This window comes from Actinomycetospora lutea (genome assembly GCF_028737205.1).
In the GTDB taxonomy this organism is placed as follows: Bacteria; Actinomycetota; Actinomycetes; order Mycobacteriales; family Pseudonocardiaceae; genus Actinomycetospora; species Actinomycetospora lutea.
On the sequence record NZ_JAQZAL010000029.1, the window covers coordinates 1 to 21008 of the forward strand.

The 21008-nt window shown below is 73.4% G+C and carries 23 protein-coding genes; 10 read left to right on the forward strand and 13 right to left on the reverse strand.

Translation table 11 applies throughout. The annotated features are described in order from the left end of the window. The first annotated feature begins 185 nt into the window (after positions 1-185). Positions 186-1691, forward strand: coding sequence for a long-chain-fatty-acid--CoA ligase (locus PHK61_RS25340; RefSeq protein WP_274283802.1), 1506 nt, complete (start codon positions 186-188; stop codon positions 1689-1691). Here PHK61_RS25340 and mftM read toward each other — a convergent pair. From mftM to mdo, 4 genes are all read right to left on the reverse strand, one after another. Further along, positions 1688-2641: a mycofactocin oligosaccharide methyltransferase MftM gene (gene mftM, locus PHK61_RS25345; RefSeq protein WP_274283803.1), complete on the reverse strand. Its 954-nt coding sequence runs from the start codon at positions 2639-2641 to the stop codon at positions 1688-1690. The two genes, PHK61_RS25340 and mftM, sit on opposite strands and share 4 nt — an antisense overlap. After that, positions 2638-4182: a VWA domain-containing protein gene (locus tag PHK61_RS25350; protein ID WP_274283804.1), complete on the reverse strand. Its 1545-nt coding sequence runs from the start codon at positions 4180-4182 to the stop codon at positions 2638-2640. Before PHK61_RS25350 ends, mftM begins: the two co-directional genes overlap by 4 nt. Before the next feature lie 27 nt (positions 4183-4209). Next, a complete protein-coding gene (locus PHK61_RS25355; RefSeq protein ID WP_274283805.1) occupies positions 4210-5481 on the reverse strand; it encodes an AAA family ATPase in 1272 nt (423 codons plus the stop codon). A gap of 97 nt (positions 5482-5578) precedes the next feature. Beyond that, the gene (gene mdo / locus PHK61_RS25360) at positions 5579-6871 is read right to left on the reverse strand and encodes an NDMA-dependent methanol dehydrogenase (RefSeq protein ID WP_274283806.1); all 1293 of its coding nucleotides are present in this window, start codon (positions 6869-6871) and stop codon (positions 5579-5581) included. Positions 6872-7098: 227 nt separating this feature from the next. On the opposite strand from mdo, the gene PHK61_RS25365 reads away from it, so the two are divergent. Continuing rightward, positions 7099-7839 carry an SDR family NAD(P)-dependent oxidoreductase gene (locus PHK61_RS25365; RefSeq protein WP_274283807.1) on the forward strand — a complete coding sequence of 247 codons (741 nt, stop codon included), beginning with the start codon at positions 7099-7101 and terminating at the stop codon, positions 7837-7839. Positions 7840-7886: 47 nt separating this feature from the next. Here the strand turns inward: PHK61_RS25365 and PHK61_RS25370 are convergent, their stop codons facing one another. Next, positions 7887-8252, reverse strand: a complete 366-nt coding sequence (locus PHK61_RS25370) for a GntR family transcriptional regulator (RefSeq protein ID WP_274283808.1) — start codon at positions 8250-8252, stop codon at positions 7887-7889. Next, complete coding sequence (locus tag PHK61_RS25375) at positions 8249-8827, reverse strand: acyl-CoA-like ligand-binding transcription factor (protein ID WP_274283809.1); 579 nt, start codon at positions 8825-8827, stop codon at positions 8249-8251. The genes PHK61_RS25370 and PHK61_RS25375 overlap by 4 nt, the downstream gene beginning before the upstream one ends. Before the next feature lie 142 nt (positions 8828-8969). On the opposite strand from PHK61_RS25375, the gene mftA reads away from it, so the two are divergent. The 5 genes from mftA to PHK61_RS25400 all read left to right on the forward strand — a co-directional run bounded on the left by mftA (position 8970) and on the right by PHK61_RS25400 (position 11986). Beyond that, on the forward strand, positions 8970-9044 hold the full coding sequence (gene mftA, locus PHK61_RS25380; protein ID WP_274283867.1) for a mycofactocin precursor MftA: 75 nt from the start codon (positions 8970-8972) through the stop codon (positions 9042-9044). Further along, positions 9044-9379: a mycofactocin biosynthesis chaperone MftB gene (gene mftB / locus PHK61_RS25385; protein WP_274283810.1), complete on the forward strand. Its 336-nt coding sequence runs from the start codon at positions 9044-9046 to the stop codon at positions 9377-9379. The genes mftA and mftB overlap by 1 nt, the downstream gene beginning before the upstream one ends. After that, on the forward strand, positions 9376-10632 hold the full coding sequence (gene mftC, locus PHK61_RS25390) for a mycofactocin radical SAM maturase (protein ID WP_274283811.1): 1257 nt from the start codon (positions 9376-9378) through the stop codon (positions 10630-10632). The genes mftB and mftC overlap by 4 nt, the downstream gene beginning before the upstream one ends. 109 nt (positions 10633-10741) lie before the next feature. Then, positions 10742-11575: an alpha/beta fold hydrolase gene (locus tag PHK61_RS25395; protein WP_274283812.1), complete on the forward strand. Its 834-nt coding sequence runs from the start codon at positions 10742-10744 to the stop codon at positions 11573-11575. Between the two features lie 102 nt (positions 11576-11677). Then, positions 11678-11986 carry a hypothetical protein gene (locus tag PHK61_RS25400; RefSeq protein ID WP_274283813.1) on the forward strand — a complete coding sequence of 103 codons (309 nt, stop codon included), beginning with the start codon at positions 11678-11680 and terminating at the stop codon, positions 11984-11986. A 3-nt stretch (positions 11987-11989) separates the two neighbouring features. Here the strand turns inward: PHK61_RS25400 and PHK61_RS25405 are convergent, their stop codons facing one another. After that, positions 11990-12292, reverse strand: coding sequence for a hypothetical protein (locus PHK61_RS25405; protein WP_274283814.1), 303 nt, complete (start codon positions 12290-12292; stop codon positions 11990-11992). 66 nt (positions 12293-12358) lie between these two features. Here PHK61_RS25405 and PHK61_RS25410 point away from each other — a divergent pair, with 66 nt between their 5' ends. Beyond that, positions 12359-13402 (forward strand): class I fructose-bisphosphate aldolase, encoded by a 1044-nt coding sequence (locus PHK61_RS25410; protein WP_274283815.1) that lies wholly within the window; start codon positions 12359-12361, stop codon positions 13400-13402. Positions 13403-13406: 4 nt separating this feature from the next. On the opposite strand, the gene PHK61_RS25415 is transcribed toward PHK61_RS25410, so the two are convergent. Genes PHK61_RS25415 through PHK61_RS25440 form a run of 6 tightly spaced genes read right to left on the reverse strand, consistent with a single transcriptional unit; the run spans position 13407 to position 19151 of the window. Continuing rightward, positions 13407-14282 carry a LysR family transcriptional regulator gene (locus PHK61_RS25415; protein ID WP_274283816.1) on the reverse strand — a complete coding sequence of 292 codons (876 nt, stop codon included), beginning with the start codon at positions 14280-14282 and terminating at the stop codon, positions 13407-13409. 60 nt (positions 14283-14342) lie between these two features. Beyond that, positions 14343-15335, reverse strand: coding sequence for an AAA family ATPase (locus PHK61_RS25420; RefSeq protein ID WP_274283817.1), 993 nt, complete (start codon positions 15333-15335; stop codon positions 14343-14345). Beyond that, positions 15322-15792: a ribulose bisphosphate carboxylase small subunit gene (locus PHK61_RS25425; RefSeq protein ID WP_274283818.1), complete on the reverse strand. Its 471-nt coding sequence runs from the start codon at positions 15790-15792 to the stop codon at positions 15322-15324. Before PHK61_RS25425 ends, PHK61_RS25420 begins: the two co-directional genes overlap by 14 nt. 10 nt (positions 15793-15802) lie before the next feature. Next, positions 15803-17227 carry a form I ribulose bisphosphate carboxylase large subunit gene (locus PHK61_RS25430; RefSeq protein ID WP_274283819.1) on the reverse strand — a complete coding sequence of 475 codons (1425 nt, stop codon included), beginning with the start codon at positions 17225-17227 and terminating at the stop codon, positions 15803-15805. A 35-nt stretch (positions 17228-17262) separates the two neighbouring features. Further along, the gene (locus tag PHK61_RS25435) at positions 17263-18492 is read right to left on the reverse strand and encodes a GAF domain-containing sensor histidine kinase (protein WP_274283820.1); all 1230 of its coding nucleotides are present in this window, start codon (positions 18490-18492) and stop codon (positions 17263-17265) included. Beyond that, on the reverse strand, positions 18489-19151 hold the full coding sequence (locus PHK61_RS25440; RefSeq protein ID WP_274283821.1) for a response regulator: 663 nt from the start codon (positions 19149-19151) through the stop codon (positions 18489-18491). The genes PHK61_RS25435 and PHK61_RS25440 overlap by 4 nt, the downstream gene beginning before the upstream one ends. 114 nt (positions 19152-19265) lie before the next feature. Here PHK61_RS25440 and PHK61_RS25445 point away from each other — a divergent pair, with 114 nt between their 5' ends. Beyond that, on the forward strand, positions 19266-20222 hold the full coding sequence (locus PHK61_RS25445) for a phosphoribulokinase (protein WP_274283822.1): 957 nt from the start codon (positions 19266-19268) through the stop codon (positions 20220-20222). After that, positions 20219-20980: an HAD-IA family hydrolase gene (locus PHK61_RS25450; RefSeq protein ID WP_274283823.1), complete on the forward strand. Its 762-nt coding sequence runs from the start codon at positions 20219-20221 to the stop codon at positions 20978-20980. Before PHK61_RS25445 ends, PHK61_RS25450 begins: the two co-directional genes overlap by 4 nt. The last annotated feature ends 28 nt before the right edge of the window (positions 20981-21008 follow it).

The window sequence follows — 21008 nt, forward strand, 5'->3', positions numbered from 1 at the left end:
GCTACTACGACGCGCCCACCGACACCGGCCCGATGTTCCGCCTCGACGACCAGGCGGCGGCGCGGGCGGGCGGCTGCCCGGTCTGAGCGCACGCGCGCGGTTCGGTCGGCACCGTACGGGGCATGGTGCTGCTCACAGTGGCGGGCATCGCGGCTGGTGAGCACCCCTGATCACGGGAGTCGGCGATGACGAATCTGGCGACGGCGCTGGTCGAGACCTCCGGACAGCACGGTGACCGGCCGGCGCTGCGCCTCGACGACCGGACCGTCACCTACCGCGAGTTCCTCGACGCCGCGCGCGGGGTCGCGGGCATGCTGGGGGCGCGCGGCGTCGGGGCGGGCGCCCGGGTGGGGATGGTCTTCCCGAACGTCCCGGCGTTCCCGGTCGTCTTCTACGGCGCCCTGCTGGCCGGCTGCGTGGTCGTGCCGATGAACCCGCTCCTCAAGGGCCGGGAGATCGAGTACTACCTGGACGACGCCGGCATGTCCGTGGTGTTCGCCTGGGACGAGGCCGCCGACGCCGCCCGCGAGGCCGCGCGCGACCGGGACGTCGAGGTGATCGCCGTCGGTGCCGCCGGGCCCGACGACGCGCAGCTCGAGGGCGTCACCCCGCTCGGGGACGCGGTCGACCGCGCCGACGAGGACACCGCGGTCGTCCTCTACACCTCCGGCACCACGGGGTCCCCCAAGGGCGCCGAGCTGACCCACGCGAACCTGTCGACCAACGCCCGCACGTCGGCGACCACCCTCACCGAGCTCGGCCCCGGCGACGTGGTGATGGGCTGCCTGCCGCTGTTCCACGTGTTCGGGCTGACGTGCGGCCTGAACTCCGCGGTGCGGACCGGCGCCTGCCTCACGTTGCTGCCGCGCTTCGACGGGGCGAAGGCGCTCTCCATGATCGGGCGGGACGGGGTGACCGTCTTCGAGGGCGTGCCCACCATGTACGCGGGCCTGCTGCACGTGGAGGGGCGCGAGCAGTACGACGTGTCGTCGCTGCGCTGCTGCATCTCCGGGGGCTCGGCGATGCCGGTCGAGGTGCTCCGCGAGTTCGAGGAGACCTTCGGGTGCATCGTGCTCGAGGGCTACGGCCTCTCCGAGACCTCGCCGGTGGCCTCGTTCAACCACCCGCACGCCGAGCGCAAGGCGGGCTCGGTCGGGACGCCGGTGGAGGGCATGGAGCTGCGCCTGGTGGACGACGCCGGCGACGACGTGACCGGCGACGACCCGGGCGAGATCGCCATTCGGGGCGAGGGCCTGATGAAGGGGTACTGGGGGCGTCCCGAGGCGACCGCCGAGTCGATCCCCGACGGCTGGTTCCGCACCGGCGACGTCGCCCGCCGCGACGAGGACGGCTACTACTTCATCGTCGACCGCAAGAAGGAGATGATCATCCGCGGGGGGTACAACGTCTACCCGCGCGAGATCGAGGAGGCCCTCTACGAGCACTCCTCGGTCGCCGAGGTGGCCGTGGTCGGGATCTGCGACCGTGACCTCGGCGAGGAGGTCGGCGCGGCCGTCGCGCTGCGGCCCGGCGCCGAGGTGGACGTGGACGAGCTGCGCGCCTTCGCCAAGGAGCGGGTCGCGGCCTACAAGTACCCCCGCCACGTCTGGCTGCTCGACGAGCTGCCGAAGGGCCCGACGGGGAAGATCCTCCGTCGCGAGGTCCGGCCGCCCGAGGACCTGGGGAGCTAGGCGACCTCTCCGGTGTCGACGACCAGCCAGCCGCCGTGGTCGTCGGACACCGTGAAGGGGTGCCCGGTGCGCTCGCCCAGGGCGTGCAGGGCGGCGTGGTCGAACGTCCGGACGTGCCCGTACACGGGCTCGGGGACGTCCTCGTAGGGCACGGCGACCACCACGCGCCGGCGGGCGACGCGGAGCATCTCGTCGAGCACGGGGACGGTGTCGGCGACGGGCAGGTGCTCGAGCAGGTGCACGGCGGTCACGGTGTCGACCGACCGCGGCGCGGCGGGCAGCGCACGGGCGTCGGCGACGACGGGGCGCACGGCCTCGCCGCGGCGCGCGGCGACGGCGCCGAGCAGGCCCATGGTGCCCGGGGTGTGGTCGGTGGCGATCACCTCGAACCCCTCCTGCGCCAGGCGCAGGGGCAGGAAGCCGAAGCACGTGCCGACGTCGAGCACGGTGCGGCCCCGCAGCTCGGCGAGCGCCCGCTCGTGCACCGGGGCGAAGCCCGCCAGCGACGACTCGGGCGGCGCGGCGGGGTCGACGGGGGCCCGGGGATCGCGCAGCACCGCGAGGCTGTTGGCGTAGAACGTCGACCAGGCCGTGAGCGGGTCGCTGATCGTCGAGCGCACGACGCCGGTGAAGACGCGCTCGAAGTCGCCGGCCGAGGTGACGAGGCCGGAGAGCTCGCCGGCGATCAGGCCGGCGATGTCGTCGTCGAGCTCGTCGGGGCGCAGCCGGTGCAGGACGAGCAGGCGCTCGCCGGGCCGGTGCACCTCGAAGTGCTCGGTGACCCGCTCCGGCGGGCGCGCGGCGACGAGGCGCACGGGCACCGGCGCCCGGTCGACGTGGCACACGACGACGCGCGCGTCCTCCCAGCGGCCCGGGTGCTGCGCGGCGAGGGGGTCGATGAGCACGGTGCCCGTGGTGTCCGGCGCCGGGGCGTCGTGCAGGCCGGTCACCGTCCCATCATCTCGGCGGCCATGTCGTGGCTGACCTCCGAGAGCCCGGTGAGGTCGCGCACCACGCGGATGCGGTCGACGAACTCCGCGTAGCGCGGCAGGTCGCAGGCCCCGAGGCCCCACGAGTACCGCGGCTCCGGGGTCAGCCAGATCGTCTCGCGCGCGCGGCGGGTGATCTCGGCGAACGCCTCCATGTTCGGATCGTTCCCGTTGCCCCGCCCGTCGCCCAGGATGATCACCGTCGAGCGCCGGTTCACCGCCGACCCGTGGTCGTCGAGGAACGTGCCGAACGCGGTGCCGTAGTCGGAGTTGGCGTCGACGTCGATGAGGTCCCCGCCGAAGATCAGCCCGAGGGCGTCCTCGACGGTGTGGTCGGCGAAGAGGTCGGTGACCTCCATCAGGTCGGCGACGAACGCGAACGACCGGACCTGGCCGAACATGTCCTGCAGGCCGTGCACCAGGTGCAGGGTGAACCGGGCGGTGGCGCGCACCGACAGCGACACGTCGGCGAGGATCACCAGGCGCGGCTTGTCCTCGGTGCGCTCGACCGTCACCGGCCGGAACGGCACGCCGTCGAAGCGCATGTTGCGCCGCATGGTGCGGCCGGGGTCGATGCGCCCGCGCGTCGACTCGCGGCGCTTGTGGGTCAGCGCGCCGTGCAGGGTCTTGGCCAGCCGGCGCAGGGAGTCCTCGAGCTGCTGGCGCTCGTGCTCCTCGGCGCGGTCGACCTCGGCGCGGTGGGCCTCCTCGTCGGCGTGGCCGCCGTCGATCACCCGCTGCTCGATCTCCATGAGGCGCTCGAGGTGGCGCTTGATGGCCTCTGGGAGGTTCTCGAGCATCCCGGCCAACCGGCGTCGCAGCGCCATCGCGTCGGTCTCGTCGCCCTCGTCGGACACCCCGTCCTCGACGCCCTGCAGCCAGCCCAGCAGTGCCTCCTGCTGGGCGACGTTGAGGTCGGCGTCGACCTTGGTGCCCGAGGCCGTGGCGATGTCGCCCGGCAGGCCGCCACCGTGCAGGCGGTCGGTCTCGATCTGGACCTTCTCCCCGGTGCCCGTCTCGTCGAGGGCCCCGTCCTTCGAGAAGACGATCTCGTCGGTCATCGCCGCGAGATCGATCTTGTTGGCCTCCTGGTGCAGGTTGTACTGCTGGGCCATGTCCTCGGGGTCGAAGAACTCCTTGATGTCCACCGGTGCGCCGTGGTCGTGCCCCTGCTCGGGGGTCTCGGCCGGCTCGTCGGAGAGCGTGAAGTCGTCGAGGCTCCCGTCGTCGGAGAGGTCCTCGTGGCCGTGGCCGTGCCCGTGGCCCCGCTCCTCGGTCCCGATCCGCACGAGCGTGAAGAACGCGTCGAAGATCTCGTCGTAGGTGTGCTCGTCGCGGATGTCCTTGACCAGGGCGACCCGCAGCGCGGCCTTGAGCGTCTCGCGGTCGGCGAGCACGCCGGGCTCGCGCGCGCAGCGCATCGCGTCGAGGACCTCCGAGGTGGAGATCCGGACCTGCCGGATGCGGAGCAGCCGGACGAAGCGGTGGATGCTGGCCTCCATCGAGGCCCTCCTCTCGGGCGTCCGGGGCTAGAGCGCGCGGCGCTTGCCGAGGCCGGCGCCGAAGGAGCGGCTGCCCTGGCCCGAGCTCACCGGGCGCTTCTTGGTCGGCTCGGTCTCGCCGGAGCGCGCTCGCTCCTGGTACTCCCGGCCCGGCGCGCCGTACACCCCGGCGTGCCGGCCCTCCTCGTCCTTCGCCGCGCGCACGGCCCGCCCGTCGGGACCGTCGTCGGCGTCGTCGTCGACGCGGCGGGAGGTGGCCGGCGCGGGCCCGCTCGAGTGGCCGTTGTCCTCGTGCCCGTGGCCATGGCCGTGCCCGTGGCCGTGCCCGTGCGCGTCGTCGACCACGGCGTTCGGGTCGACGAGCTTCGGCAGGGCGCCGAGGGCCTTGGTCACGTCCTTGTCGTACTTGACGACCACGGAGACCGTGTCGGAGAGGATCGCGCTGTTCAGCTCGTCGACGCCCAGCACGGCGAGGGTGCGGGCCCAGTCGATGGTCTCGGAGATGCTCGGCGCCTTGCGCAGCTCGAGCTCGCGCAGGCCGCGGACGACCTCGACGAGCTCGCGCGCGGTGGCCTCGGGCAGCCCGGTGTGCTTGGAGCGGACGATCTCCAGCTCGCGCTCGGCGGTCGGGTAGTCGAGGAACAGGTGCAGGCAGCGGCGCTTGAGGGCGGCGGCCAGGTCACGGGTGTTGTTGCTGGTCAGGATGACGTAGGGCGCGTTCTCCGCGGTGAACGTCCCGACCTCGGGCACCGAGATCTGGAACTCGCCGAGGGTCTCGAGCAGGACGGCCTCCAGCGCTTCGTCCGCCCGGTCGACCTCGTCGATCAGCAGCACGACGGGTTCGTCGGACCGGATCGCCTCCATCAGGGGGCGCTCGGCGAGGAACTCCTCGGAGAAGAAGACGCTGTCCTGGTTGGCGATCCGCTCGACCGACGTCTTGATGTCGGGGGCGTCCTGGACGATCTCGGCGATCTTCTCGCGCAGCATCTGGGTGTAGAGCAGCTGCTTGCCGTAGTCCCACTCGTAGAGGGCCTTGGTCTCGTCCTGGCCCTCGTAGCACTGCAGACGCAGGAAGCGCCGGCCGGTGGCCAGCGCGAGCATCTTGGCCAGCTCGGTCTTGCCGACGCCGGCCGGGCCCTCGAGCAGCAGGGGCTTCTCGAGCCGGGTCAGGAGGAACACCGTCGTCGCCAGCCGTCGGTCGGCGATGTAGCCCTGCTCCGCGAGCGCGTCGACGACCTCGTCGACGGTGTCGAAGGGGAACGAGGCACCGGCGCCGGACTGCTCGGTCGTGCTGGTCACGCGGGGTCCTTCCTGAGGTGGCAGGTCGAGGGGAACACACCGGTGCCCGGTGGGCCAGCGGGAGACGCCGACCTCACCGGGCACCGGTCGAGGACGATCAGCTGAGCAGGTCGTCCAGGTCGCCGTTGAGGCAATGGTCGACCACGGGACGCACCGTCGTGAAGGTGCACTCCTTGGGGTTGCCCGGCGTGCAGGCGTCCCCGAGGACGTGGTTGGTGATGCGGTCCACGTCGGCGTCGTTGCCCGTGATGGTCTTCTCGTTCTCGTAGAACTTCGTCGGGCCCTGGCCGAGACGGTTCTTGGAGTACGAGTCCTGGGTGACGTCGGTGAACTTCTCCGGGATGCCCACGTCGCGCAGCAGGCGGATGGACGCGGCGAGCGCGGCCTCCGCGGCCTGGACGTCGGTCATGTGCGTGGTGTCGACGCCCATGGCCTGGGCGATGCGCGCGAAGCGCTTGTAGGCCACCGGCATGTTGAACGCCCAGACGCGGGGGAGCGCGACGGCGTTGTTCAGGCCGTGGTGGGTGTCGTAGAAGGCCGACACCGCGTGCGAGATCGAGTGGATGATCCCGAGGCCGCCGGAGTTGAACGCCTGGGCGGCGATGTACTGCGCGTACATCATGCCCTGGCGGCCGGGGAGGTCCTGGCCGTTCCAGACCGCCTCGCGCAGGTGCTCGTTGGTCAGCTCGATCGCGCGGATCGCGTTGCCGAGGCTCGGCTCGAAGTTCAGCCGCGAGACGTAGGGCTCGGAGGCGTGCGCGAGCACGTCGAAGCCGCACTGGGCGGTGAAGTCGACCGGGCAGTCGTAGTAGAGGACCGGGTCGTCGATCGCCAGGCTGGTCACCGAGGCGTCGTCGAACGCGACGTACTTGTGGGGCTTGTTCGGGTCGGTCGTGGTGTCGGTGATGACGTAGGCCCACGAGGTCTCCGAGCCGGTGCCGGCCGTGGTGGAGACCGCGATGTGCGGCGGGTTCTTCGGGTTCTCGGACTGGTTGAAGCCCTCGAACTCGTTGACGTTGCGGCCGTCGTGCGCCACCGAGACGCGCGCGCCCTTGCAGGCGTCGTGCGAGGAGCCGCCGCCGATGGAGACGAAGCTGTCACAGGAGTTCTCCTGGTACAGCTTCACCGAGTCCATGACGTTGTAGTCCTTGGGGTTGGACTCGACCTGGTCGTAGATGACCGTCTCGATCCCGTGCCACTTCATGGACTCGGAGATCTTGTGGACGATGTCCGTGCCGCGCAGACCCGAGGTCATGATCAGCGTCTTCTTGAAGCCCATCTTCAGGGCCTCGGGGCCGATCATCTCGTGCGAGCCGGGCCCCAGCAGCGCCCGCGGGAAGGGGTGGAACTCCTTGATCGGGAACGGCTTGAGCAGCTCGTCAACCTGCATGGCTGTCCTCTCGTCGTGGTCGGTCCGGGAGCCGCGCCCCGACAGGCGGGCTCCTCGCGATCCGGCGCGACGCTAGGGGTGGCCCGGGTCACCGGGACAGGGGCGCGCGGTGATCCCGACCACGGCGACGGTGCCCGCCCTGCACCTTCGGACAGGTTCAGACCCTGCCCACCCCGCGGCGTTGTGCGAGGTTCGTTGTTGCCATCGGTACGCGACAGCCTGCGGGGGTGGAAGGGGCCGGCGCGGGGAACCTCGGTCCGGTGGTGGAGGACCTCTCCGGGCGCACGGCGCTCGTCACCGGCGCGAGCCGCGGGCTGGGCCGCGCGATCGCCGCGGGCCTCGCGGACGCGGGCGCGACGGTGATCGGTCTGGCGCGCGACGGCGACGCCCTGACCGAGGCCGTCGCCGCGTTCGGTGGCCGCGCGCTCGTGCACGACCTCGCCGACGTCGACGGCATCGCCGCCCGGGTCGAGGGGCTCGAGGTGGACGTGCTGGTCAACGCGGCGGCGGTGATGAGCGCGCCCCGCTCGAAGACGCTGGACGCGTCGCTCGCGCAGTGGCGTGACGTGCGCGCCGTCGACCTCGACGCGCCCTTCGCGCTGGTCTCCGCGCTGGTGCCGGGGATGGCGCGCCGGCGCTGGGGGCGCGTGGTCAACCTCAGCGCGTGCCTCGGGCGTCTCACCGGCCCGGGCACCGCGGGCGGGCTCGCGCCCTACCGCGTCGCCAAGGCGGGGCTCAACGCGCTGACCCGCAACCTCGCCCACGAGCTCGCCCTCGGCCGTCGCGGCGTGCTCGTCGACGCGACGTGCCCGGGGCACTGCCGCACCGACATGGGCGGGCCCGACGCGCCCCGCTCGATCGACCAGGGTGCGGACACGGCGATCTGGCTCTGCCGGCGCGCCTCCAGCCCCTCGGACCCGGCGCCCACCGGGCGGCTGTGGGAGGACCGGGCCGAGGTGCCCTGGTAGCGGGGTCCGTTCCCATCGGGCCGGCGATCACGACCGCCCGAGGGTCGTCAGGGCTCCGCGAGCGCCGCGCGGGCGAGGTCCAGCGCGCGTTCCCGGGACACGCCGAGCGCGGTGACGCGACGCGCGTACTCGGCGGCGAGCTCGCGGGCCGGGTCGGCGGCGGTGTCCCCGCCGACGACGAACGTGCCCAGGCGCCCCCGGGTCTCGACGACCCCGGCGGCCTCGAGCTCGCGGTAGGCGCGCGCGACGGTGCCGGGGGCGAGGTTGAGGTCGCCGGCCAGCCGTCGCACCGCGGGCAGCCGGGTGTGCGGGGCGAGCGCGCCGGTGCGGGCGAGCTTGGTGACCCGCGCGCGCAGCTGCTCGTAGGGCGGGTCGGCCGAGTCGGGGTCGAGATCGATCAGCTCGACGCTCACGGTGACGCGAACCCCCGCGACAGCGCGTCGAACGCCTCGTCGACCAGGGCGCCCAGCGCGTCGGCGTCCGCCTCCGGCCGCGCGTGCCAGGCGCTGAACACCGCGCGCATGGCGGCCACCACCGCCCGGCCGAACACCTGCGCGCGCAGCGACGCGGGGTCCTCGCCCCAGCGGCGGGCGGCGTCGGTGGCGAGTGCGGACTCCCAGTCGCGGTAGCGGACCGTGGCGCGCGCGGCGAGCTCCGGCACGTCCTCGATCAGCCCGAGGCGGCGGCGCAGGGCGGGCAGCTCGGCGGCCGCGTAGTGGTTGATCGCGAGGAAGGCGGCGCGCGCGGCCGCCACCGGGTCGTCGCCGCGCTCCCCGGCGAGCGCGGCGACCAGCGCGGCGAGGCCGTCGTCCAGCTCGCCGAGCACGACGTCGAGCTTGGTGGGGAAGTAGCGGAAGAACGTGCGCCGGCCGACCCCGCCCGCCACGGCGAGCTCGTCGACGGTGGTCTCGTCGAACCCCTGGGACGCGAACAGCTCGAGCGCGACGTTCTCGAGGCGCTGCGCCCGCGCACTCCTCGTCGTCGCCACGGACCCATCCTCTACCACGGAGAGGTGGGCACCGTCCCCGCCGTTCGGAGGGGCGTTTCCCACCCGGACCGAGTCTGGCGGTGGCACCGAGTGCCGCTTAGCGTTCGCAGCACCCGAGGCACCCGCTGGTGAGGAGGACGCGATGGAGGAGCAGGAGCTGGTCGAGGAGACCCTCGTGGAAGAGGTTTCGATCGACGGTATGTGCGGCGTCTACTGATGTCGACGACGGCGGCGGGAGCCGGTCCCACGGCTCCTGCCGGCGTCGACGACTTCGACGCCGACGGCCCGTACCGGATCTCCGGTTCGGTCTCGGTGCGTCCGGAGTCGTTCGGCGCCCTCGTGTACGACTTCCACACGCGGCGGCTGTCGTTCCTCAAGACGCGGCTCCTGGTCCGGGTCGTGGAGGCCCTCGCCGACCACCCCGACGTCCACGGCGCCCTCGAGGCTGCCGAGGTTCCCGCACCACAGCGGGAGCGGTACCTGAAGGCCCTGGCCGGCCTCGCGAAGGCGGGCACGATCCAGCCTCGCCCACAGGGGGAGACCACCACATGAAGCTCGTCGAGCACTTCGTCGAAGGCCTGACCTCCCCGATCTGCCTGACCTGGGAGCTCACCTACGCCTGCAACCTGTCCTGCGTGCACTGCCTGTCCAGCTCGGGACGGCGCGACCCGAACGAGCTGTCGACCGAGGAGTGCAAGGCCGTCATCGACGAGCTGCAGCGCATGCAGGTCTTCTACGTCAACATCGGCGGCGGCGAGCCGACGGTCCGCAGTGACTTCTGGGAGCTGCTGGACTACGCGATCGCCCACGACGTCGGCGTCAAGTTCTCCACCAACGGGGTCAAGCTCGACAAGGCGCGGGCCGCGCAGCTCGCGGCCACCGACTACGTCGACGTCCAGATCTCCCTCGACGGCGCGACGGCCGAGGTGAACGACCACGTCCGCGGCCCCGGGTCCTACGACACCGCGATCCGCGCGATGGAGAACCTGTACGAGGCGGGCTTCGGGCAGTTCAAGATCAGCGTGGTGGTGACGCGCCACAACGTCGACCAGCTCGACGCCTTCAAGGCCATCGCCGACCGCTACGGCGCCCAGCTGCGGATCACCCGGTTCCGCCCCTCGGGCCGCGGCGCCGACTCGTGGGACGAGCTGCACCCCACCCGCGAGCAGCAGCGCCAGCTCTACGACTGGCTCGTCGCGCGCGGGGAGGACGTCCTCACCGGCGACTCGTTCTTCCACCTCTCCGCCTTCGGGGAGGAGCTGCCGGGCCTCAACCTCTGCGGCGCCGGCCGCGTGGTGTGCCTGATCGACCCGGTCGGCGACGTCTACGCCTGCCCGTTCGCGATCCACGACCAGTTCCTGGCCGGCAACGTCCGGTCCGAGGGCGGGTTCAAGACCGTGTGGCAGGAGAGCGAGCTGTTCGCCGAGCTGCGCGGGCCGCAGTCGGGCGGGGCGTGCACGAAGTGCTCGCACTACGACGCCTGCCAGGGCGGCTGCATGGCGGCGAAGTTCTTCACCGGCCTGCCGCTCGACGGCCCCGACCCCGAGTGCGTGCTCGGCAACGGGGAGCGCGAGCTGGCCAAGCTGGAGATGGACACCGTCATCCCCAAGCCCTCGCTGGACCACTCGCACCGGACGACGCGAGGCCCGCGCCGGGACGCGGGAGACGGAGCGCAGCCGAGCTCGACCGGTGGCAGCGGCCCGGTGCCGCTGACGCTCTCGGTGCGGCGACCCGACCGCGCCTGTGACTCCGACCCCCTCGCCGGCGAGGGCACGCGCCTGCCCGCCGGCATCCGGGTCGGCTGAACCTCCCCCGGCGCCGCGGGCGATCCTCGCGGCGCCGGGGTGAGCTCTGCCCGTACGCAGTTCCCGCACGGTCGGTCCCCGGGGTTCCACGAGGCGCGACGCTCCTCGCATGGCGACGATCGCGGTGAACGGCACGACGCTGTACCACGAGCTGCGCGGGGAGGGCCCGCCCGTCGTGTTCGTCTCCGGCGCCCCGGGCGACGCGGGGTTCTGGGAGGAGATCGGGGATCTCCTCGCCGACCAGTTCACCGTGCTGAGCTACGACCGGCGGGGCACGTCACGCAGCCCGCGACCGGCGGACCGGACCACGACGACGATCGACGAGCAGGCCGACGACCTCGCGGCGCTGCTCGAGGCGCTCGACCTCGTCCCCGCCGTGGGGTACGGGCACAGCGGCGGCGGGCTGATCCTGACCAGCCTCGCCCTGCGTCGTCCCGAGGTGCTGCGGGGCGCGGTCTTCCACGAGCCCGCCTTCCTCACGGTGACCCCGGCCGGACGGGCGGCCATCGAGGGGCTGCAGGAGATCGTGGCCGACGCCGTGCCGCGCGGCGGACTCCGGCTGGCGATGGAGCTGTTCCTGCGGTGGGCCGACGGGGACGACGTCTACGAGGCCTTCGACCCCGCGTTCCGGGAGCGCATGCTCGACGACGGTGAGGTCGCCCTCACGGAGATGGAGCCGCTGCTGGGCTACCTGCCCACGCCCGACCAGCTCGCGCGGATCACCGTGCCGAGCGTCGTGCTGGCCGGCGCCGACAACCGCGACCCGGACGCGCGCCTGCACTGCCTCTACGGGGCGGCGCAATGGGCGGCGGTCGGTCTCGGTGCCCCGCTCGTGGAGACGCCCGGCGCCCACCTCCCGTCGGCGACCCACCTCCACGAGTACGCCGAGATCGTGCGCCCGATCCTGACGCGGCTCGCGGCGTCGGCGCCGGTGGAGGCCTGAGTAGCGCAACGCACTCATGCGATCGCCACGCGTGAGCGGTCCGGATGACGTCACTTGCCGCCCCGACCTGATCCGTTTCCATGATCAGCAAGTTGGATCGGTATGACCGCGACACCGGACGCGACGCCGGAGCCGATGGCCGCCCTGCCCCTGCTGGCCGAGGCCGGCGTCAGCGTCTACTGGGTCCCGCTCGAGGGACGGACCGCGTGGGTCGCGGACGCCGCCACCCGCCAGGTGTGGGTCTCGCGCACCGTGCCGCGCGAGGCGCTCCTCGGCTGCCTCATCGAGGCGCTCCGGGTCCTCGACGAGGAGACGTCCGCGCCGGGCCTGAGGTTGGTCCACTCCGCCGATCGCGTCGCCGAGGGCTCCGGCCGACCGTCCCCGATCCTGGCCGTGGTCGACGAGGGCTAGGGCTCAGTCCGACGAGCTGCTCGACGAGGAGCCGGAGTCGCTCGACGACCGCGAGTCGATCGACGACGAGCCTGAGTCGGACCAGCCGCCGTGATCGTGGTGGTGTACCCCGGGATCCGTGGCGCCGCCGGCCCGCCGCCGCGACCCGGCCCGGCTGCGGACCAGGGTGATGACGGCGAGCACCGTCAGCATCGAGGCCACCGCGAGCGCGAGCACGGCGCCGAGGAGGGCGCCGAGCGGGTCGTTCGTCGCGAGGACCGTGACGAGGACGAGTCGTCCGGCGCCGGTCTCCCCCCTCGCGTCCACCGCGCAGGGGACGTCCGGGCGGCGGCGCGTCCCTAGCGTCGGTCGGGACCGCCGAGGGAGGCCGCCGTGACCACGACCGCCGTGACGACGACCAGCACGACCAGCCCGACCAGCCCGACCACCACGTCCACCGTGACCGACGAGCTGCGCGCCACCGCCGCGCGGCTCGTCGCCGGGGGCCGCGGCATCCTCGCCGCCGACGAGAGCCCGAGGACCATGTCGCGGCGCCTCGAGGAGGCCGGGGTCGCGCCCACCGAGGAGCAGCGCCGGGCCTACCGCGAGCTGCTGCTGACCGGCGAGGACCTCGCGGCGGGCGTCAGTGGCGTCATCCTCTGCGACGAGACGCTGCGCCAGCACCTCGCCGACGGCCGCCCGTTCCCCGCTGCGCTCGCGGACGCCGGGATCCAGACCGGCATCAAGGTCGACACCGGCACGGTGCCCCTCGAGGGCGGCGAGGACGGCGAGACGCTGACCGAGGGTCTCGACGGACTCGCCGACCGGGTCGCGGAGTACGTCGAGCTCGGCGCCGAGTTCGCGAAGTGGCGCGCCGTGCTGCACCTCGGCGCCGGCCGTCCCTCGAGCCTCGCCCTCGAGGCGAACGCCGACGCGCTCGCCGCCTACGCCCGCACCTGCCAGGACGGCGGGCTCGTGCCGATCGTCGAGCCCGAGATCCTCAGCGCCGGCGGGCACCGCATCGAGGTCTGCGCCGCCGCGACCGCGCGGACCCTCGCCACCCTGTGCCGCGCCCTGGACCGGGCGGGCGTCGACCCGGCCGCCATGGTGCTCAAGCCGAACATGGTGACCGCGGGCGAGGGCGCGCGGCAGACCGCCGGGCCCGCCGAGGTCGCGCGCGCCACCGTCGACACCCTGCGCGCGACGGTGCCCGACGAGCTCGCCGGCGTCGCATTCCTCTCCGGCGGCCAGCCCTCGGTGATCGCCGCGGCGAACCTCGCCGCGATCCGCCGCCGCGGCGGGCCGTGGCCGCTGACGTTCTCGTTCGGCCGGGCGCTCGTGTCGCCGGCGCTGCTCGCCTGGCGCGGCGACCCGGCCGCGGCCGGCGCGGGTCGCGAGGCGCTGCGCCGCGAGGTGGACCGGGCCGTCGCGGCCTGAGGGACTACGCCCGACGCCAGCCGAGCTCCTCGTCCGCCAGCAGGTGGCGGACGAGGAGCTCGGTGCTGGCCGTCGCGTCCGGGTGGGTCACGACGTGCCACGGACGCGAGATCGGGACGCCGGGCACCGTCAGCTCGACCAGCGATCCCTCGGTGAGCTGGCGCGCGACGCCCTCGCGCGCCACCAGCGTCACCCCCAGCCCGGCGCGCGCCGCGGCGATCGTGGCGCCGTGCGACCCGAGCACCATGCGCGGCGGCTCGTCGGGCAGGTCCGCGAGCAGCGCGGTGAGCGTCGCGCGGATGCCCGAGCCGGTCTCGCGCAGCAGCCAGGTCGCGGTGGCCGGGTCGAAGCCGTCGGCCGCCTCGGGGGCGCCGACGACGGTGAGGGTGTTCTCGCGGCGGGCGCGGACGTGCGCGTCGACGTCGCCCGGCGGGCTCCCGGCGACGACGACGTCGAGCTCGTGGTGGCGCAGCATCGCCCAGACCGCGGCGCTGGGGGAGACCTCGACCCCGACGCCGACGTGTGGGTGGCGGGCGCGGAACGAGGCGAGCAGGGCGGGCAGGAGGTGCTCGCCGGCCGTGGTGACCGCGCCGAGGCGCACGTGGCCATGCTCGGGGTCGGCCTCGCCGCGCGCGGCGGTCGTGGCCTCGTCGAGCAGGCCGAGGATGCGGCGGGCGTAGTCGGCGTAGCGGGCGCCGGCGGCCGTGAGGCGCACGCCGCGGCCCTCCTTCTCCAGGAGCGCGACGCCCACCTCGTCGGCGAGTGCGCGCACGGCGGCCGACACGGTGGACTCGGTGACCACGAGCGCCGCGGCCGCCCCGCGCACCGACCCCTGGTCGGCGAGCGCGACGAACGCCCGCAGGCGCGCGGTGGTGGTCACGCGCCGAACCTATGTGAGCGAACTTCGGGGCTATAGCACCGAAGTTCGCTCACAGAGGGGTCAGCTCCGGTGGCCACCGGCGAAGACGCGGCTGGCGCGCAGGTCGGCGGCCTCGAGGGTGGTGACGTCGGCGAGGCCGATCGAGCCCCCGCCCTCGGCGAGCCGGCGGGCCTGGCGCATGCGGGCGCGGTCGAGCGCGTTGCGCACGCTGCGGGCCCCCGCGAACCACTCCTGCTCGCGGCGCAGCGCCAGGTACTCGCGCAGCGCGGTGTGCGCCTCGGGCGAGAACGCCAGCCCCTGCTCGGCGACCATGCCCTCGGCGATGGTCACCAGCTCGTCGGCGCTGAAGTCCGGGAAGTCGACGTGGTGCGCGATCCGGCTCTGCATCCCCGGGTTGGCCTCGAAGAACGTGGCCATCCGGTCGGCGTAACCGGCGAGCACCACGACGAGGTCGTCGCGGTTCTCCTCCATCGCCTGCAGGAGGATCTCGATGGCCTCGCCGCCGTAGTCGCGCTCGTTGCCGGGCCGGTGCAGGTAGTACGCCTCGTCGACGAACAGCACGCCACCCCGCGCCTTGCCGACGATCTCCTTGGTCTTCGGCGCAGTGTGCCCGACGTACTGGCCGACGAGGTCGTCGCGGGTCGCGGTGACCAGGTGGCCGCGCCGCAGGTAACCGAGGCCCTTGAGCAGGTCCCCGATGCGCTGCGCCACGGTCGTCTTGCCGGTGCCCGGGTTGCCGGTGAAGCACATGTGCAGGGTCGGGCGGTCGGTGGCGACGCCGAAGCGCTCGCGGATCCGGTCGACCACCAGCAGCGCCGCGAGCTCGCGCAGCCGCTCCTTCACCGGCGCGAGCCCCACCAGCTCCCGGTCGAGGGCGTCGAGGACGTCGTCGACACCGGCCTCGCTGCGCACGGCGTCGAGGTCGACGACGGCGTCGGGGGCCAGCGTCGTGTCGGGCTCCTCCGCGGCCGGGGTCTCCGGCTCCGCGACGGACGGACGGGAGGCCCGCCCGCCCGTCGCGAAGGAGACCCGCCCGTTGTCAGTGCCGGCCATTCCCGTTCCCGTTCCCGCGGGTCGACGGCCCCGCGGACGCGCCGTAGCGCGAGCCCGCGGGCCGCTCGGTGGCGTAGGAGTGGATCGAGTAGTTGATGCGCCGGTCGACGCCCTCCTGGCGGTCGAGGCGGAAGCCGGGCTCCTCGCTCGGCCGCTGCACCAGGAACGACAGGGCGACGGTCTGGCGACCGAGGCTCGCGTCGTAGGCGTTGACGCGCACGTAGTGCTCGGGGTGCTCCTCGCGGCACGCGCGCACCTCGTCGAGCACCGCGGCGGGGTCGGCGAGGTCGAACAGCGGCAGGCCCCACATCTCCCAGTAGGTGTTGCGGGGGTGCGGGTCGTCGGTGAACTCCACCGAGCACGGCCATCCGTGCTCGAGTGCGTAGGCGATCTGCGCGGTGATCTCGTCGTCGGTCAGGTCGGGCAGGAACGAGAACGTCCCCTGGGTGATGCGCACGGTGGCCTCCTCAGGCGGGCGTCGGGGTGGCGTCGACGGTGTCGGTGGAGGCGTAGTCGAAGGTGATGTCGCCCCAGGTCGACAGCGCCATGTCCAGCGGCTTGTTGCGCTTCGCGGCCTCGCGGAGGATCTCCGGGCCCTCGGTGACGTAGTCCTTGCCCTCGTTGCGCGCCTTGATCATCGACTCGACGGCGACGCGGTTGGCCTCGGCGCCCGAGGCGATGCCCATCGGGTGGCCGATGGTGCCGCCGCCGAACTGCAGGACGGTGTCCTCGCCGAGGTGGTGCAGCAGCTGGTGCATCTGGCCGGCGTGGATGCCGCCGGAGGCGACCGGCATCGTCGCGGGCATCGACACCCAGTCCTGGGAGAAGAACAGCCCCTTCGACGGGTCGGCGTCGTAGCGGCCCTTGCGCAGCACGTCGTAGAAGCCGTGGACCGACGCGGGGTCGCCCTCGAGCTTGCCGACGACGGTGCCGGCGTGGATGTGGTCGACGCCGGCGAGGCGCATCCACTTGGAGATCACGCGGAAGCTCACGCCGTGGTTCTTCTGGCGCGTGTAGGTGGCGTGCCCGGCGCGGTGCAGGTGCAGGATCACGCCGTTGCGCCGCGCCCACTTGGCCAGCGACTGGATCGCGGTGTAGCCGACGGTCAGGTCGACCATGACGATCACGCTGCCGAGGTCCTTCGCGAACTCGGCGCGCTCGTAGATGTCCTCCATGTCCGCGGCGGTGACGTTGAGGTAGTGGCCCTTGACCTCGCCGGTCTCGGCCTGGGCCTTGTTCACCGCCTCCATGCAGGAGATGAAGCGGTCGCGCCAGCGCATGAAGGGCTGCGAGTTGATGTTCTCGTCGTCCTTGGTGAAGTCCAGCCCGCCGCGCAGGGCCTCGTAGACGACGCGGCCGTAGTTGCGCGACGACAGCCCGAGCTTGGGCTTGGTGGTGGCGCCGAGCAGCGGGCGCCCGAACTTGTTGAGGTACTCGCGCTCGGTGACGATCCCGTGCGCCGGCCCCTGGAACGTCTTGACGTAGTGCGGCGGGATGCGCATGTCCTCGAGGCGCAGGGCCTTGAGCGGTTTGAAGCCGAAGACGTTGCCGATGATGGAGCTGGTCAGGTTCGCGATCGACCCCTCCTCGAAGAGGTCGAGGTCGTAGGCGATGTAGGCGATCCACTGCCCCTCGACGCCGGGCACGGGCTCCACCCGGTAGCACTTCGCCTGGTAGTGCTCGAAGGTCGTCAGCCGGTCGGTCCAGACGACGGTCCACGTCGCCGTGCTGGACTCGCCGGCGACCGCGGCGCCCGCCTCTTCGGGCGGCACGCCGTCCTGCGGCGTCACGCGGAACGCGCAGAGCAGGTCGGTGTCCTTGGGTTCGTAGTCGGGCTGCCAGTACCCCATCTCCGCGTAGGGGATGACGCCCGCGCTCCATCGATCGGCCATGGCACGAGGGTGCGGGCCGACCGTGCGCAGGACAATCAAGTGTTCCCGGCGGACCCTTCGGTCAATGACTCAGTGATGGCCGGCTGATCCTCGAGCGGGACGGTGACGGTGACCGTGGTCCCGGTGCCCGGCCGCGAGATCACCCGCACCGAGCCGCCGACGAGGTCCGCGCGCTCGCGCACCGAGGCCAGGCCGTAACCGCGGGTCCCCGACGCCGGGTCGAAGCCGACGCCGTCGTCGGCCAGCGTGAGGTGGGCGGCGCCGTCACCCGCCTCGAGACGCACCTCGACCTCCTCGGCTCCGGCGTGCTTGAGCACGTTCTGCAGGGTCTCCTGCGCGATCCGGTACAGCGCCACCTCGACGTGCTCGGGCAGCCGGCGGTCGTCGAGGTCGAGGACGACGCGCACCTCGGGCAGCCCGCGGGCCAGCGCGGCGAGCGCGCCGGCGAGCCCGAGGTCGTCGAGCACCGGCGGCCGCAGGGCCCCGATCGCCGCGCGGGCCTCGTCGAGGGTGGTGAGCACGAGGTCGCAGGCGGCGGTCAGGTCCTCCCGCGCCTCCGCCGCCTCGTCACGGTCGACCCGCGTGCGCACCGCGTCCAGGTGGAACGACAGGGTGACCAGGCGCTGGGAGATGCCGTCGTGGATGTCGCGCGCCAGGCGCTGCCGCTCGGCCTCCTGCGCGGCCACCATCTGCTCGGCGAAGCGCCCGTGCGCCTCCTCGCGGGCGGCGAGCATGCGGTGCATCCGGGCCTGGTGCACGGCGCCGGCGACCAGGCGCCCGATGGTGCGCAGCACCCGCACGTCGCGGTCGTCGAACTCGCGGCGCGCCACGGTGTGCACGTTGAGCACCCCGACCAGGCCCGCCGGCTCGCTCTCCATCGGCACCGACACCATCGACGTGTAGCGCTCGCCCCGCAGCTCCGGGATCGCGACGTAGCGCGGGTCGTCGTGCTTGTCGGCGGGGATCACGACGGGCTCGCGGTGGCTCGCGACCCAGCCCGTCACGCCGGTGCCCAGGGGCAGCCGGACCGCGCCGACCTGGGCGTCGAAGGGTGGCGTCGCGCCGGCCAGGGTCAGCGAGGGCTCGGTGTCGTCGAGGACGTGCACGAAGCAGACGTCGGTGGCGGTGGCCTCGGTGATGACGCGCGCGACGGCGGCCGCGAGCGGCTCGACGCCCGGCCCGCGCGTCGCGGCCTCGATGATCGCGAGCAGGACGGCGTTCTCGCGCTCGGGGTCGGCGAGGCCGAGCCCCCTCGGGGTGGTCACCGGAACACCCCCTCGCGCAGCGCCGCCGCGACCGCCGCCGTCCGGTCGGGCACCGAGAGCTTGCGCAGCAGCGCGCGCACGTGGCTCTTCACCGTCTCGTCGCCGATGACGAGCTCGGCGGCGATGGCGCGGTTGCTGTGCCCCGCGACGAGCAGCGCGAGGACCTCGCTCTCGCGCTGGGTGAGCCCGAGGTGCGCGCCGGGCCAGAACTCGTCGCGCTCGAGGCGGGCCGCCGACGCCGCGGCGCGTCCGGCCATCGTCGCGTCGACGACCGTCGTCCCGGACGCGGCGAGCTCCAGGTGGCGCACGAGCTCCTCGCCGCCGATGTGCTTGAGCAGGTAGCCGGCCGCCCCGGCGCGCAGGGCCTGGTAGAGGTACTGCTCGTCGTCGTACACGGAGAGCAGCACGACCTTCTGGCCCGGCGCGCGCTCGGCCAGGCTGCGGCACAGGTCGAGGCCGCTGTCGCCGCGCAGGCGCACGTCGCACAGGACGATGTCCGGCGCCAGCGACACCGCGACGTCGAGGGCCTCGCGGGCGCTGTTGGCGCTGCCCACCACCCGGACCCGCCCGGCGAACGGGGCGAGCATCGCCTTGAGCCCCGCGACCACCATCTCGTGGTCGTCGACCAGGACCACGCGCAGCGGTGCGGTCCCCGTCATCTTGACCACCCTAGGGACGCCCCGCGGTCCCGTCTCCCCCGTCGGACCCCCCGTGACGGGGGAGTCGCGCCGGGCGCGGGCTGCCTAGCGTCGCGGTCGAGGAAGGGAGACCTCGTGCCCGACAAGTCTCTGCGCATCCGGCGCGCCGGCGAGGCGCCGCCGTTCCGTCGACCGGTGATGCTCGCGATCGCGGGCGACAGCGCCGCCGGCAAGACGACGATGACCAAGGGTCTGGTGGAGGCCCTCGGGCCCGAGCGGTGCGTGTCGCTGTGCACCGACGACTACCACGCCTACGACCGGGAGGAGCGCAAGGAGCTGCCGTTCACCGCGCTCCACCCCGACTGCAACCACCTCGAGATCATGGAGCAGCACCTGCAGCTGCTCGCGACGGGCTCGCCGGTGCTCAAGCCGGTCTACGACCACGGCACCGGGGAGCTCGTGCGCCCCGAGCTGGTCGAACCGGCCGAGTTCGTCATCGTCGAGGGGCTCTTCCCGCTGTGGAGCAAGCTCTCGCGGGCCTGCTTCGACGTCACCGTCTTCCTCGACCCGCCCGAGGAGATCCGCCGCGGGTGGAAGGTCGCGCGGGACACGAGCAAGCGCGGCTACACCGAGCAGAAGGTGCTCGCCGAGCTGGAGCGCCGCGAGCCCGAGTCCGAGGCGTACATCCGCCCGCAGCGGGCCAACGCCGACCTCGTGGTGCGGTTCGCGCCCATCGAGGGCCGGGACGACCCGCCGGACACGCCGCTGTCGGCGACGATGATGATGCGCCCGACCATCGACCACCCCGACCTCACCGAGGCGCTCCAGCCCGGGCTCTCGCGGGCGATGCACCTCAAGCTCGAGCGCGACCCCGACGGCCGGCCCGTCGAGTCGCTGCACGTGCACGGGTACGTGCCGCGCGAGGAGAGCATCGCGGTGGAGAAGGCGATCTGGACCTCGCTGGGCTCGCCCGACACCGAGACCCCGGAGTGCCTCGGGCGCCTGAGTGGATCGTTGGGCGACGCGCGCAGCGAACCGCTCGCGATCGCCCAGCTGCTGCTGCTCTACCACCTGATGGAGGCGGCGCGGTGAGGACCGTGGAGCTGCCGCCCGGATCGTCGAGCTCCGCTGCGCTCCGTCTCCCGGAGGCCGTCGTGTTCGACGTCGACGGCACCCTCGCCGACACCGAGCGCGACGGGCACCGGATCGCGTTCAACGACGCGTTCGCGGCGCATCGCCTGGACCTCGCGTGGGACGCCGAGCGCTACGGGGAGCTGCTCGCGATCACCGGCGGGCGGCGGCGGGTCGCGGCGGCGCTGCGGGAGCGCGGGGTCGAGGACGCGGACGACCTCGCCGCGCGCGTGCACCGCACGAAGACCGAGCTGTTCACCGAGGTGGTGCGCCGCGGCGGGATCGGGCCGCGCCCGGGGCTGCCGGCGCTCGTCGACGACCTGCGCGCGCACGGGGTGCGCCTCGCGGTCGCGACGACGGGGCGCCGGGCGTGGGTCGAGCCGCTCCTGGCGCACCTGATCGGCGAGGGCACCGCCGAGGTGGTGGTGTGCGGCGACGACGTCGCGGCGCTCAAGCCCGACCCCGAGGCCTACCGGCTCGCGCTCGCGCGGCTCGACGTCGCCGCCGCCCGCACCGTGGCCGTCGAGGACTCGGGGCCGGGTCTGCACGCGGCGCTGGCGGCGGGGCTGGCGACGGTCGTGGTGACCAACGACTACACCGCCGACCACGACCTCACCGGCGCCGCGATCGTGCGCGAGGCCTTCGACGCGCCCACCCCGCTCACCGCCGCCGAACTGGGCGCCGCCCTCGTCCGCACGCCCCACGTCCGCGCCCGGTGACCCAGCCCCCGGGCAGCCGACGGGCACG